Source organism: Mesorhizobium sp. B2-6-1 (assembly GCF_006440475.1).
Classification (GTDB): Bacteria; Pseudomonadota; Alphaproteobacteria; order Rhizobiales; family Rhizobiaceae; genus Mesorhizobium.
Window position 1 is genome coordinate 114596 of the sequence record NZ_VFUH01000013.1, and the last position, 14204, is coordinate 128799.

Genomic DNA, 14204 nt, shown 5'->3' on the forward strand with positions numbered 1-14204 from the left:
AGAACGGCGCCAGTGTCAATCATCGCGAAACTGAGGAACGACCGTCGGCCAGCACGGCCGCTTTGGTGTTAATGGTCGGCTCGACGGACATGCCGGACCTGAGCAGCCCGTCGAGCTTGTGATTGTCGATGGAGATCCTCACCGGGATACGCTGCACGATCTTGGTGAAGTTGCCGGTCGCGTTGTCGGGCGGCAGCAATGCGAATTCCAGGCCGCTCGCCGGCGACAGGCTGTCGACCTGACCAGTCAATTCGACGCCAGGGAAGCCGTCGACGGCGACGCGCACCGGCTGCCCGGGACGCACATGAGCGAGCTGCGTCTCCTTGAAGTTGGCGACGACATAGACGGCATGCAGCGGCACCACAGCCATCAACTGCGTGCCTGATGCCACATACTGTCCAACCCTGAGCGTGCGCGCGCCGACCGTGCCGTCGACCGGTGCCGTGATTGTGGCATAGGAAAGGTTCAGTCGGGCCTGATCGGAAGCTGCCTCGGCGCGATCCGTTTGGGCAACGGCACTGTCGCGCTCGGTGGCGAGTACGTCGATCTTAGCCTTTGCGGCGGCTAGGGAAGCCTGGTCGCGCTGCAACCCGGCGATGAGTTGATCGGCCTGGGCGCGGCTTGCTTCGGCTTTCTGCGCAGTACCGGTGCCGCTCCTTGCCAACGTCGCATAGCGGTCGGCGTCGGTGCTGGCGAACGCCAGCGAAGCTTGCGTTGCGGCGACTGTCGCCTTTGCCTGCAGGATCAGCGACTGCTGGAGCGCGATCTGTGCGTCGAGATTACGGACGGCCGCCTCGGCGGCCTCGACCTCGGCATCAGCCTGGGCGAGCGCGGCACGGAAGTCGCGGTCATCGATGCGGGCGAGAACCTGCCCGGTCTCGACAGTCTGGTTGTCATGCACCGGCACATCGGCAATGTAGCCCGATATCTTCGGCGCCACCGTCGTGTAGTCGGCTTTCAAATAGGCGTCGTCGGTAGACTCCAGATACCGGCCTGCGGTCCAGTAGCCATAGCCCCAATCACCTCCCGCGGCTGCGCAAATCAGAAACGTCGCCGCGAATGCGATCCGCTTGAGGCGGCGGCTCCTAGATACCGCCGCAGTGACGTCGCCGGGAGTAGCTTCCGTACCAACCGGCAAGGCACTCGGCTCTTCCGCCGAGGGCCGAGCTGGCTGCTCGACGAAGGCAGCCGGCCGCGGCTGAGGCACGGCCGCGCCGGGTGCGTTGGAGAAGTTGGTGGTCGCGGGCATCTCGGACATCTCATTCGTCCTGACGTTCATCGTGCTTTGCGCAAGAGCGGAATGCCCCTGTGCTCAAAAATCGGAAGCCGGACAGGTAAGAAGCTCGCCTGCCTCTTCGTTGGCTGCAGAGAGAAACCGGAAAAACCCCTGCTTTCGTCGTCCGTACCTCGTCCGGTTGACACGGCTCGAAGTACATATTGCGATATCCGAGCCGAAAATCATCTGCACCAGCGTATAGGGAGGTGGCTGCGATAGCAGCGATGAAGATGGTCGTTCTGATCGTTCTCTTGCTCCTGTTTGTGAAGGGGGATTGCCTGCCGATCGGAGCGGCAGCCAGACTGGGCTCTTGTCGGGGGGAGGCGGCGCGAGCCTACGACCTGACTAGGGTGAGCAGGTCAGGATTTGATAGTGTCGGCCTGCGTCGTGCACATGCCGTGCGGAAATTTCTCATAGACCTTGAGTGTTGCTCGCTTCAGTGTTCGCGAGAGTAGCGCCGAGTCATGGATCGGAACGATCTAGTCGTCGTCGCCATGCATCACGAACGGAGACAAGTCGATTGACTTGGAGGTGTTCGGTGAAGTGGGTCTCCGAAAAGGCCTTGATGAATTGAATCTGGGCATTGGCGGCGCCCATCATGTGTGAACGACGCTCGCAATGGCTTCGCGTCGGATCGGTTGAACACTTAGAACGGGCCGCTCGCAAAATCGAGATAGAACTGCGCCCGACTTGCAGCGCTTGGCTCAGCCCGTCAAAAACTTCGATAGGCAAACCACTTGGATTGGCAGGCGTCTCAAGATCGGTGGCACTGCCGGAGGCCGGCATCGCGATCACCCTGAAGCCGGCATTGCGATACACGCTGTGGACGGCCGATCTTGGCAGCTTGGAGGCGAGCGGGCATTTGGCCTTTGCCCCGAACGAGTGTTGCGGCAAACATTACGAAAATACCGGCATGGCGAAGATGAATTTCACGGGGAGTTCCGGGGACTGCTCAGCGTAGTTGAGGCGAGGCCCGAGGCTTTCTGTATGTCGGTGAAGGCATGCGTTTTTAACGGCTAGGTTTTCGATTTCTCCGCGTGAAAGGCTATAGCTTCAATCGGGACGTGTAGGTGCCTCACCCGGAGGTTTGGTCACTCACATCTCATGGATTTCCATGAGGTGCGGCTGCGGCGTGGTCCGGTTAAGATCGGAAAAACGAATTCACGAGCCCAGATGGTCAATGATGAGAGTTAAAGAAGGCGCTGACAGTCTCCGCCTTTCATTGTCCGGCAGGAGAAGACAATGACGACAGCGTTCAACTCGCTTGGCGAACCCGACGCGGAAGCGTTGCGGGCGGCTCGGATCATTGAAAGCGTGGTCGGCAATGGGTGGGCGACAGACGCGGCCGGCAGATTCAGCTATGTTACTCCCAGCACGCTATCGCTTCTCGGCACGACGCTGGAGGAGTTCAACACTTCGTCAGAAGGTGGCCCCGCGGGTTGGAAGCGGCTAATCCATCCAGACGACTATGACCGAGCCGTGGCCGAGTGGCGTCGCTGCCTGCAGACAGGTGAGCACTACAATGTGGAGCACCGCATTTTGCGCGCGAGCGGTGCTTACGGTTGGAGCCGAATCTCCGGACAGCCGCTGTGCGATAGCGAAGGTAACGCCGTTGCATGGTATGGCACATTGATTGAAGGCGATTCGCCGTCCGCAGCCACAGAGCGATCCGCTGACGTGATCATTGCGGCCGAGAAGGAAGCAGCCTCCGACGCTCACCATTCCCTGAGACTGGTCCATCCGGACGACCGGACAGCGGCGGCGCACGCAGTCGCCCGCGCGTTCTGGACAGGTGTCCCCCAGGTAACGAGGCACAGGCAACTGCAGGCCGACGGAAGTTATCGCTGGAACGAGACCCGATCGGAGCCCGGCTACAGTGTCAGTGTGGACATTGATGATCTGGTGACAGATGGGGAGCCGCTTTCCGGGGCGAACCTGGATCACTTGGTTGAGAACAATGCCGGGCCAATTCGATCGGCGAAAATCGTTGAAAGCATATTCGGGAACGGATGGGCGTTCGATGCGGCGGGTAGATGGATCTACCTGCATCCGTTCGCGCTGAGCTCCCTCGGGGTGACGCTGGAGGATCTGAACGCTCCATTGAACGAGGGGTACACCGCCTGGAAGCGTTTGCTTCATCCAGACGACTATGAGCAGATCGCGGTTACCTGGCGCCATTGTCTGAGGACCGGCGATCATTTCAATGTCGAGTTTCGCTTTCGGCGCGCAAACGGCACCTATGTATGGGCCCGAACCGCCGCGCGGCCCGCGCGCGACAGCCAGGGTCGTATCACGGGATGGTATGGAATCGCGCTCGACAACGATGTCTACAAGAAAACCGTGGCGGAGCTGCGCGGTCGGGAGCGGGAACTTTCTCAGCTCGTCGACATGGTCCCAGTCCAGATCAGACGGCTGACGCCTGAAGGCGAGCCGACCTTCTTCAACAGACGTTTGCTTGACTTCTTCGGTCTCGACGGTGTGGCGGATCTGGACAAGCCGGGGATGAGCCGGCAGGCGGCGGCCATACAGTCCCTCGTCTATCCCGAAGATGCGGCACGCCTCCTGGAGACCGTCCGCCACTCTCTGGCTACCGGCGAACCATACTCCATGAAGTATCGAATGCGCCGTGCGGACGGAGCGTACCGCTGGGTGGATGGACGCGGCGAGCCGCTGCGTGATCACAGCGGCGCGATTGTTCAGTGGTATGTGATCTCTATCGACGTCGACGACGAGATGCGCGCACAGGAAGCGTTGCGCGACCGGGAGCGGGAACTCTCGCAACTGGTCGACATGGTGCCGAGCTTCCTCTGGCGCCTGTCTGCGTCGGGCGAGCCGGTCTTCTTCAGCAAGCGAATGGTTGAGTATCTCGGCCTTGACGTAGGAGGATACGAGAATGTCGGAGGAAATGGCCTGAAGGCGGCCATTGCGGCTGTCGTACATCCCGATGACGCCGCCACGCTGGAAACAGCGATCAACCACTCGGTCACCACCGGGGAAAGCTTCTCCCTGAACTATCGCCTGCGTCGTGCTGACGGCGTCTTCCGATGGATGTCGGGCCGAGCGGAACCGATGCGGGACGAGTGTGGGACTGTCGTCCAATGGTACGGTCTTTCGCACGACATCGACGACCAGGTGAGGGCAGAAGAAGCGCTGCGGAAAGCCAACCGGCAACTGGAGCAAATGATTGACGCTGTGCCCGTGAATCTCCTGAGCTTTGCCCCTTCAGGCAGGATCACCTACACCAGCAAGCGATACCTGGAGAAGGTCGGTTCGCCACCGACGCACATCAATAATTTCGATGCCCTGGCCCGGGACCTGGCCCATCCTGAAGACTTTCCGACAATGTTTCGGAGGGCTTCGAATGGCTTTGCGTCCGGCCAGCCTTTCGTGAACCGCTTTCGTCGACGCGAGAAGGATGGCGTGTACCGCTGGATAGAAGCACGAGCGCAACCGTTAAGGGATACCGATGGCGCGATCGTTCAATGGTATATGGCTTCAATCGACATCGAAGATGAGATGCGGGCGCAGGAGGCATTGCGCGAAAGAGAGCGCGAGCTTCAGCAGCTTGTCGATGCCTTGCCGGTCCACATCTGGAGCTGGACGCCCGATGGCAAGCTTGCGTACGTCAATAGGCGGTCTTTGGAGGAACTCGGCATCTCCGGGGCAAACTTCGAAGACTTCACGAGGGTGGCTCGAGATCTGATTCATCCCGAAGACGCTCTCGAGGTGCTCAATAGGTCAGCCAGCTGCCTCAAAACTGGCGACTCCTTCATCATGCGGTATCGCCGGCGTTGGAAAGACGGCAGCTATCGCTGGATAGAAGGGCGTTGCGAGCCTCTGCGCGATCGGGACGGAGCCATCGTTCACTGGTACCAGGTCTCCATCGACATCGACGAGGAGATGCGCGCACAGGTGGCGCTGCGCGAGAGAGAACGTTCGCTGTGGCAGCTGGTTGAAACGCTGCCGGTGATGATCGATTGCGCCGCACCGAATGGTGAGCCGATATATCGAAGCCGTCAGCTCCGCGAGTTCCTCGGATATGAGTTGGAGGTATTGGACGGTAAGGGAAAATCCCGCCTTTCCGGGACACTCGACGAAGGCGTTCATCCTGACGACCTGGCGGGCGTCAAAGCGAACTATGCTCATTCGTTGGCCACTGGCGAACCGTATGCGCGGAGGCACCGTCTGCGTCGCTTCGATGGCGAATATTGCTGGGTCGATACGCGCGCGGCACCGATGCGCAATGCAGAAGGGGCGATTGTTCAGTGGAACGTCGTCTGTCTGGACATCGACGGTGAAGTTCGCACGCAAGAAGAGCTGCGCCTGGCGCAAGAGAGACTTGCACGCGCGAGCCAGGCGGCGAGTCTCGCCGAGCTTTCAGCCTCTATAGCGCATGAGGTGAACCAGCCTCTGGCGGCTGTTGTCGCCAATTCATATGCCTGCCAGCGTTGGCTCACGGCCGATCCGCCAAATATCGAGCGGGCGCAGAAGACTGTGGAGCGTATTATCCGTGATGCCAACTCAGCTGCGGATGTCGTCAGCCGTATCCGCGCCTTATTCAAGCAATCGGCAGACGCGATGGCTTACACAGCACTCGACAGCGTCATCGCGGAGGCGCGCGACCTCATCGCCGAGGAGGCGGTGCGGCGCCGTGTTCGTCTGGATATCGATGTCGAAAGCGACCTTCCTATTGTCGCGCTCGATCGGGTGCAGATCCAGCAGGTTCTGGTGAACCTCATCCGCAATGGGATCGAGGCGATGGACTCTGTTACCGGTGACAAGGTTCTTGGACTTCGCGTGGGCCGTATAGGGGACGCGATCCAGATCGAGATCAGCGATTGTGGCCCGGGCATTGAGTTTCCTGACCGAATATTCGAGCCGTTCTTTACGACGAAAGAGCATGGCATGGGCATGGGACTCGCGATCTGCCGTTCGATCGTCGAGTCCCATGGCGGACGGTTGTGGGTGGAGAAGAACGACCCGCACGGAACGGCGTTCGTCTTCACGATGCCAGTTGAAATGAAAGCGGCAGCATGACGCCCCACGATCAAATGGTCTTCATCGTCGATGACGACGTGCGTATTCGGGAAGCGCTTGGTGAGCTTCTGGAGTCCCATGGCATGCGCGCCGTAGCGTTCGGATCGGCCGGCGACTATGTCCTTGCCGACAAGCCGGACGTCCCCGCCTGCCTGATCCTCGATGTGGAATTGCCTGACATCAACGGTCTAGATCTGCAGAAGCAGATCGCCGAGGGCGATCATCCGCCGATCGTCTTCATAACGGGGCATGGCGACATCCCGTCCTCTGTGCGTGCGATCAAGCACGGCGCTGTGGACTTCCTGACAAAGCCTTTCAGCGATACGGACCTCATGGTCGCGATCCGGGCAGCGATCGCCCAGGACCGGGAAAGGCGATCAGAGCGCGCCGAACTCACCGTGTTGAGGCAACGCTATCAAGAGCTCACGCAGCGAGAACGCGAGGTGCTGCCGCTCGTTGTGAGTGGCCTGCTCAACAAACAGGCCGCGGCTGAGTTGGGGATCAGCGAGGTCACGCTGCAAATCCATAGACGGAACGTGATGCAGAAAATGGTTGCGGCATCACTCGCTGATCTCGTGCGCATGGCGGAGCGGTTGGAGATACCGATCAGCCACTCTCGACGAACGGGAGGGAACGGAGTGTGAGCAAGGTGCGACCTGTCGTGGCGATTGTCGATGACGACCCAAGATTGCTCGAGTCGCTCGAGAACCTTTTGGAGTCTGCGGGCTATGCTGCCCGCATCTTCTCGTCGGCGGGATCACTGCTCGTCAGCGGGCTGTCTGACGTGGACTTGCTCATTACCGATATCGGGATGCCTGGTACGGACGGCTTTGAACTTCGTGACTTGGTCAAGAAGACGCGTGCGGACCTGCCGGTGTTCCTGATCACCGGTCGTCACGAGATAGCCGATCAGCACCGCGCCAAAGGCATCAGCGGGTTTTTCCGAAAGCCCTTCGATGGCCAGGCCCTGCTTGCGGCTGTGAGCGACGCTTTACGCAACCAAGAACCGAGGGATGAACATGAGAGTTGACCAACCGCTCTTGCAGAGATCGACGCCGGTGTCACGGCAGCGGAACGCCGAGCCGCAGCAGCCGCTCGTCATCATTGTCGATGACGATGCGTCTGTTCGGGAGGCACTGTCGGAGTTGATACTGTCGATGGGCTTTGAACCGGTCTGCTTCGCTTCGACCCGAGAATTGCTCGACGCTGACGTCTTGGACAGCCCCGGTTGCTTGATCCTCGACGTCCGCATGCCAGGGGCAAGCGGCCTGGATCTACAGCACCATCTTGCGTCAAACGGCAATCCCAAGCCCATCATCTTCCTGACTGGGCATGGCGACATACCGATGACTGTCCAGGCGATGAAGGCGGGCGCGGTGGATTTTCTCACCAAACCGGTGCGCGACCAAACACTCCTTGACGCCGTGATCGCGGGCATTGCGGTGGATGCCAAGCGGCGGGCAGATGCGGTGGTCGTCAAGCGCAACATCGAGCGTGTCGAGACGCTGACCCCGCGCGAGCGCGAGGTGCTGCATGAAGTGGCGCGTGGGCGCCTCAACAAACAGATCGCTTTCGACCTCGGCATCAGTGAAGTGACCGTCAAGCTTCACCGCGGCAATGTCATGCGCAAGATGGAAGCAGCTTCCATCGGAGAGCTGATCCGGGCCTGGGAAACGCTGCCCCCGCCGATGCGCGAGGCCGGCGCGGCCAGGACTTTCGAAAGGGTGAACCTCGCCTCCGTCCGATAGGATCGCCCAGCGGCTGGCGCTTCTCCGTTAAGAGTAGCCTGCCCAGGACGATCCGGACTCAGACAAATTTTCATGAAGTTTAGAGCGATGATCGCCGCGTGTAACCTGGTGTTGAGGCTACACTACCAAGCTCTTGCCGCGCATCGCCAGCTAACGGCGGCGCATTGGGAAAGCTTTGGAGCGGAGTATCTCCATCACGGCGACTATCGCTAATGTTGTGCTTCAGCCAGCCGCGAAGCTTAGTATGCTGGTGGCAGGAATTCGATCAGGGCCCTTGTGACGGCGGCCGGCTGCTCCTCCGGAACCCAATGGCCTGAGCCTTCGACTACTACGGCCCGTACGTTTTCGGCGACGTGGCGGAGATGGCCTTCGTACATCGATGCCAGGCCACCCGAACCGCTTATACCGAGTACCGGCATCGTCAGCTTGTGTTTTGCAAAGGCTTTGTTCTGTTCTTCGTCACGCGGGAAAGCCCGGTAGTACTCGAAGCCTGCGCGCAATGCGCCAGGCTGGGCATAAGAACGGCCGTAGACTTCGTCGGCTTCGGTGTCGAACGCGCGAGTATTTACCCCCTCTGCATTGTGAAACCACTTTAAATACTCAAGCTCGCGACCGGCAATGAGCATTTCCGGCACGTCGCGTACGGAGTGGAAGCGAAAATGCCAAGTGCGAGGGCCTTGGATCAATTCGTTCCACGGTTCGATGCCTGGCAGCGGGACGTCAACGATTGCCAGTGTGGTGACTTCCCCCGGGTGCTGCGCCGCATAGGAATAAGCGACCATGCCACCCATATCGTGACCGACGAGATTGAGGACCGGACCAAGGTTCAGCTGATTGACAAGTGCTCGAATATCCTCGGCAATCGCCGCCTTTTCGTAGCCGGCCGCAGGCTTGGCGGTGTCCCCCAAACCGCGCAAATCGGGCGCAAGTACCGTGTAACCGCGCGCCACCAGTTGCGGCATTACAAAGCGCCACATGTATGAGGTCGTGCCCCAACCATGCAACAACACCACGGTTTTCGGGCCGCCTGCTGCCAGCAAATAGTGATAGGCCACACCGTTAACGTCGGCCTTGCCGTCGACGATACGTGCCGACAGGTCGGTCGATTGCCCGAGCGGCACGCCGGAGTGCGGTGCGCTGGCAGAAGTCGATGGCCCGGCAGCAAGAACCGCAATGAGGAAACCAGAAAGAAAGCTAAGGCGCATAAAGCACTCCGGGGTTGTGAGGTACAAAGTGCTCCAAGAGCGGCAAATGCCGTGCAATTTCTATAAGGCGAAAGCTTTAAAGCCTTTGTCGTTATAATAACGCGTTGTACACCTAAGCATATTGCGCTCTGGCCGGCGGTGAGTTGATTACTCAACATGAGGACCACGTAGGCGAAACCTATCGCGGTCCGTTCGGGCGGTGACTTGCTCGCGATCAGCCGCTCCTCGTTTTGAGAAGAATCCTCATACGGCTTGATAGGTCGTGTTTGTGACAGCCGCACGCGGCACGTCGCGCACGAACCAACGTCATCGCATCATTTGCCCCATCTCAGCGACAGTTCCAGCACCTCGGCGTACCTACCCTGCACCTTGGCATCGTACGACAGATGCTTGCGTAGAATAGGTTCGCGGGGCGGATCGGCGCATCTTCTCCCTCGCAAGCCATCACGATCATCGGGCGTCGCCGCTCCTTCGCCCGCTCCTCCCCCCGAAAGCGACGGTGCAGGTCGACCCGGTGATCGTGATGGTGAGCCGACCCGAGAAGCCGCTCACCAAGGATGGACACGATGAGTATGGATGGACTTTTCACCCTCGGTGCAACCCGCCGCGACGTCTTGTTGGCCAGTTTTTCAGCAGCGGTCATAGCCGGACTGCCAGTCGCTTCGTCATCCGGCGCCCAGCAAAACCCACATGTTCCCACCCCTCAATCAGGACGCAAAACAATGAGCACCATCACAACCAAGGACGGTACGGAAATCTATTACAAGGACTGGGGTAGGGGTCCGCCAATAACCTTCTCACACGGCTGGCCGCTGAATTCCGACGCCTGGGATGCACAGATGCTCTTTCTGGCCCATAATGGCTTCCGCGTGGTTGCTCATGACCGGCGGGGCCATGGCCGCTCCAGCCAGGCCACCTCCGGCAACGACATGGATGGCTACGCGGACGATCTTGCAGCCGTGATCGAGGCGCTGGATCTCCGGGACGCCACGCTGGTCGGGCATTCAACCGGGGGAGGCGAGGTCGCTCGCTATATCGGGCGGCACGGGACGGAACGCGTGGCCAAGGCTGTTCTTATCGCCGCTGTTCCGCCGATCATGGTGAAAACGCCGGCCAATCCGGAAGGTCTGCCGATCGAAGTGTTCGACGGCATAAGGGCCGGCCTCCTCAAGGATCGCTCGCAGCACTATCTGGACCTCGCACAGCCGTTTTATGGTGCAAACAGGCCAGGCGCCACGGTCTCCCAGGGGGTTCTGAATCAGTTCTGGCTCTGGAGCATGCAGGTCGGTCTCGTGAATGCATATGAATGCGTCAAAGCGTTCTCCGAAACCGACTTCACCGAGGACCTCAAGAAATTCGATATACCGACCTTGATCCTGCATGGCGAGGACGACCAGATCGTCCCGGTCAAGGATTCGTCAGTCAAGTCGGAGCGGCTGATCAAGGGCGCAAAGGCCATATATTACCCCGGCGCGCCCCACGGGATCACGGCCACACACCAGGACCAGGTGAACGCCGATCTGCTCGCCTTCATCAAGGGCTAGTGCTCTCAAGCGGCGGTCATGGCTGGCCGCACAACACCGGTGCGGCCAGCCTGACTATGAAAACTCAGCATCGATGGCTCCTGGAGATGCTTTCTGGTCTCAGCCGTCCGAGTTCACGCTGAGAACTGCGGTTGGCAACTGCGGCGGCTCTCGTGAAAATCATCAGAGGCAATGCAAATGGGTATACTTTCAGGAAAGACCGCGTTGATCACCGGGGGAAACAGTGGGATTGGGCTATTCGCCGCGAAAGCTTTCGCGTCGGAGGGGGCGCAGGTCGTAATCACCGGCCGGAGACAGCGTGCGGTCGAGGAGGCAGTCTCCGAGATCGGAGCCGGCGCACTGGGCATTCAGGGTGATGTAGCCGACGTGGCGCACCACGAGGATGTCGCGCGACAGATCCATCAGAGGTTTGGGGCGTTCGATATCTATATGGCGAACGCCGGCGTGAACACCATCACGCATTCGTCGGCAGTTTCCGAAGCCGAGTACGATGCGCAGTTCTCTATCAATGCGCGCGGCGTCTTCTTTGGTGTGCAGAAACTGATCCCGCTGATGCGCGATGGCGGCGCAGTCATACTGACGGGATCAATCGCCAGCGAGAAGGTCTTGGAAGGCCATGCCGTTTATGCAGGCTCCAAGGCAGCCATCGGCGCCTTCGCGCGCAGTTGGGCGATAGAACTGAAATCGCGTCGCATACGCGTCAACGTGCTCAGCCCCGGCCCCGTGGATACGGCTATTCTCGACAAACTGGGTGTCCCGGCCGAAATGCGAGCATCCTTCGAGAAGTCCATGGCCGAAGCAATTCCCCTTGGTCGAATGGGCCAGCCGGAAGAACTGGCAAAAGCCGCTCTGTTCCTGGCATCGGACGCAAGCAGTTTTGTCACCGGTGTCAATCTGCGGGTCGACGGCGGAATGGCATTGCTTTGAGCTGGGGTAGCCAAGTCGCTGCCGTTTGACGGTCGAGCGTCGATCGCCATCCCACTCGGCCAGATCCAAGGTGAAAGGTGGTTTTATAGCTCCCCGGTCTCAGAACCTGTGTCAGGGCCCCCACGCACTTTCAAGGTCCTTTGGAAAGCGTGAAGAGGACCGGGGCGACGCCCCGGTCCTTCCAGGTTCTACAATTTTCGGGTGCTAGTGACCCCAGATGCCCTGGCCCGGGTCCTTGCTGGGAGCAATCGGCTTGCGCACGGTCTCCTGCACGCCGGCATCGTTGCCCGTCTTCCTGATCGAGGAGGTGTGCATGCTCTCGGAAGAAGTTGCGGGTTGCTGGACCGAGTTTGATCCGTAGTGATCGCTTCCGGCGACGGCGTTTCCTGCTGCAACAAGAAGGATTGCGGCAGCAAGAGATGTGTTCTTCATTTTGGTAACTCCATGGTTAATTTTGGATCGTATTCACAATAACAATATAAATGCTGCGTCATTGCGGAACGATCAGACGATGTGGCTGTTTGATCCATACGAAAGCATGGGCTGTGAAGGCCTAAGGTCAGGGGCAATGTCGTTCGCGGTGGGAGTCTTGCCGTTACGCCGGGGCGGCAGTGGTGTTTGGAGGCAGCAGCTCCATGGATTTGTATTGGTCACGAACCCCTGCGCTGCCGGCGATCCGCGTGCGGAATACCCAGGTCACCTGATCGCAGCGATGACCCACCCTGCACCTTGGCATCGTATGACCGACCATTCCGCACAATAGGTCGGCGCCCCGGATCGGCGCATCCTTCTCCACATTGGTCAAACGGAAGGCCGACAAAGGAGAAAGCAAATGCGAAATGTCACTGGAATCCTGGCGCTGGCCGCCGCGCTTGCCGTCGCGGGTGGCGCAACGGCGCAGGCGGCCGGAGCGAAGCCCAAGCCGACGATCGTGCTGGTGCACGGGGCCTTCGCCGAATCGTCGAGTTGGGACGCGGTCATAACCAAACTCGGCAGGGACGGCTATGTGGCGAAGGCGGCAGCCAATCCCCTCCGCAGCGTCGCCAGCGATGCCGCGGCGGTCTCGGCCATCATCCGGTCGGTTCCCGGACCGATCGTGCTGGTGGGGCATTCCTACGGCGGACCCGTGATCACCGAAGCCGCCAACGGCAATCCCAATGTGAAGGCCTTGGTATACGTGGCCGGATTCGCGCCGGATAACGGCGAATCGAGCGCCACCTTGTCCAGCATGTTTCCCGGCAGCACTTTGGCAAGCGCGCTTGCTCCAGTCGCGTCGCCGAACGGCGGCCAGGATCTCTTCATCCAGCCGGACAAATTCCGAGCCCAGTTCGCGGCTGACGTTCCCGAAGAGCAGTCGTCGCTGATGGCCGCCACCCAACGCCCGATCGCGCAGGCAGCCCTGGCCGAGCCCTCGGGCGTAGCTTCATGGAAAACGCTGCCGTCCTACATGATCTACGGCACCGATGACCGAAATATCCCGGCAGCCGTCATGAGCTTCATGGCCAAGCGCGCGCACGCCGTGAAGACGGTCGTCATCGAGGGTGCGTCCCACGCGCTCATGGTCTCGCACCCCGACGAGGTCACCTCACTTATCGAGGACGCCGCATCGGCCAGCGAGTAGCTCGCCGGAAAGCCGACATTCGACCAACACCCCGCAAATCAACACCCTCAACAAAGGAGATTGGAAATGAAGATCGTCGTCATCGGCGGAACCGGGCTGATCGGTTCCAAGACTGTGGAAAGACTGCGCAGGAAGGGACACGACGTGCTTGCGGCCTCACCGAATTCGGGAGTGAACACCGTCACCGGAGAAGGGCTGGCCGTCGCTCTTGCCGGGGCACAGGTCGTCGTCGATCTCGCGAACTCACCGTCATTCGAGGAAAAGGCCGCGCTCGAATTTTTCGCGGCATCCGGGCGTAATCTTCTTGCAGCCGAAGCGGCCGCCGGCGTCCGCCATCACGTCGCGCTGTCTGTGGTCGGCACCGACCGGCTGCAGGACATGGGGTATTTCCGCGGCAAACTGCTTCAGGAAAAGCTGATCAAGGAGTCCGCTATCCCCTACACGATCGTGCACGCCACACAGTTCTTCGAGTTCACCGCCGCCATCGCAAACACCGGCGCCGTAGGGGATACCGTCCACATGTCACCGGCGTACTTCCAACCAATGGCAGCCGACGACGTTGCCGATGCGATGGCGGACGTCGCCCTAGCAGCGCCAGTGAACGGCACGATCGAAATTGCCGGCCCCGATCGCGTTCGTATGAGCGAGCTCGTCGGTCGCTTTCTAAAGGCCACCAACGATCCGCGCAAAATCGTCTCGGATCCTGGCGCTCTCTACTACGGTCAAGTGGCAATCGACGATCAAACGCTTGTCCCCGGCGAGAACGCGCGTATCGGCGCCGTCCACTTCGACGACTGGCTCAGCCGATACACGCCACCGGCGTAAGTACTGAACGCCGGTTTCGCG

11 protein-coding genes and 1 pseudogene are annotated in these 14204 nt (G+C 60.1%); 8 read left to right on the top strand and 4 right to left on the bottom strand.

What is annotated here, in order from left to right; translation table 11 throughout:
- Window positions 1–19: 19 nt before the first annotated feature.
- Together FJ443_RS24250 and FJ443_RS24255 are read right to left on the bottom strand one after the other, a co-directional pair.
- Window positions 20–1258: an HlyD family secretion protein gene (locus FJ443_RS24250; RefSeq protein ID WP_140523132.1), complete on the bottom strand. Its 1239-nt coding sequence runs from the start codon at window positions 1256–1258 to the stop codon at window positions 20–22.
- A gap of 352 nt (window positions 1259–1610) precedes the next feature.
- Window positions 1611–2032 (bottom strand): annotated as a pseudogene (locus FJ443_RS24255) (alpha/beta hydrolase); the annotation flags it as partial.
- A gap of 486 nt (window positions 2033–2518) precedes the next feature.
- Here FJ443_RS24255 and FJ443_RS24260 point away from each other — a divergent pair.
- Genes FJ443_RS24260 through FJ443_RS24275 form a run of 4 tightly spaced genes read left to right on the top strand, consistent with a single transcriptional unit; the run spans window position 2519 to window position 8061 of the window.
- Complete coding sequence (locus FJ443_RS24260) at window positions 2519–6313, top strand: PAS domain-containing protein (RefSeq protein WP_140523137.1); 3795 nt, start codon at window positions 2519–2521, stop codon at window positions 6311–6313.
- A complete protein-coding gene (locus FJ443_RS24265) occupies window positions 6310–6957 on the top strand; it encodes a response regulator (protein ID WP_023767341.1) in 648 nt (215 codons plus the stop codon). Before FJ443_RS24260 ends, FJ443_RS24265 begins: the two co-directional genes overlap by 4 nt.
- On the top strand, window positions 6954–7343 hold the full coding sequence (locus FJ443_RS24270; RefSeq protein ID WP_013896619.1) for a response regulator: 390 nt from the start codon (window positions 6954–6956) through the stop codon (window positions 7341–7343). Before FJ443_RS24265 ends, FJ443_RS24270 begins: the two co-directional genes overlap by 4 nt.
- Window positions 7333–8061 (top strand): response regulator transcription factor, encoded by a 729-nt coding sequence (locus FJ443_RS24275; protein WP_140523140.1) that lies wholly within the window; start codon window positions 7333–7335, stop codon window positions 8059–8061. Before FJ443_RS24270 ends, FJ443_RS24275 begins: the two co-directional genes overlap by 11 nt.
- A gap of 239 nt (window positions 8062–8300) precedes the next feature.
- Here the strand turns inward: FJ443_RS24275 and FJ443_RS24280 are convergent, their stop codons facing one another.
- Complete coding sequence (locus FJ443_RS24280; RefSeq protein ID WP_140523142.1) at window positions 8301–9266, bottom strand: alpha/beta hydrolase; 966 nt, start codon at window positions 9264–9266, stop codon at window positions 8301–8303.
- Window positions 9267–9832: 566 nt separating this feature from the next.
- Here FJ443_RS24280 and FJ443_RS24285 point away from each other — a divergent pair.
- Together FJ443_RS24285 and FJ443_RS24290 are read left to right on the top strand one after the other, a co-directional pair.
- Window positions 9833–10810: an alpha/beta hydrolase gene (locus FJ443_RS24285; protein ID WP_140523145.1), complete on the top strand. Its 978-nt coding sequence runs from the start codon at window positions 9833–9835 to the stop codon at window positions 10808–10810.
- 177 nt (window positions 10811–10987) lie between these two features.
- Window positions 10988–11737 (top strand): glucose 1-dehydrogenase, encoded by a 750-nt coding sequence (locus tag FJ443_RS24290; protein WP_140523148.1) that lies wholly within the window; start codon window positions 10988–10990, stop codon window positions 11735–11737.
- 204 nt (window positions 11738–11941) lie between these two features.
- Here FJ443_RS24290 and FJ443_RS24295 read toward each other — a convergent pair whose 3' ends face one another.
- Window positions 11942–12169 (bottom strand): DUF680 domain-containing protein, encoded by a 228-nt coding sequence (locus FJ443_RS24295; RefSeq protein WP_013896614.1) that lies wholly within the window; start codon window positions 12167–12169, stop codon window positions 11942–11944.
- A gap of 418 nt (window positions 12170–12587) precedes the next feature.
- On the opposite strand from FJ443_RS24295, the gene FJ443_RS24300 reads away from it, so the two are divergent.
- Both FJ443_RS24300 and FJ443_RS24305 read left to right on the top strand, forming a co-directional pair.
- A complete protein-coding gene (locus FJ443_RS24300) occupies window positions 12588–13358 on the top strand; it encodes an alpha/beta hydrolase (protein WP_085984582.1) in 771 nt (256 codons plus the stop codon).
- 66 nt (window positions 13359–13424) lie between these two features.
- The gene (locus FJ443_RS24305) at window positions 13425–14183 is read left to right on the top strand and encodes an SDR family oxidoreductase (protein WP_140523151.1); all 759 of its coding nucleotides are present in this window, start codon (window positions 13425–13427) and stop codon (window positions 14181–14183) included.
- The last annotated feature ends 21 nt before the right edge of the window (window positions 14184–14204 follow it).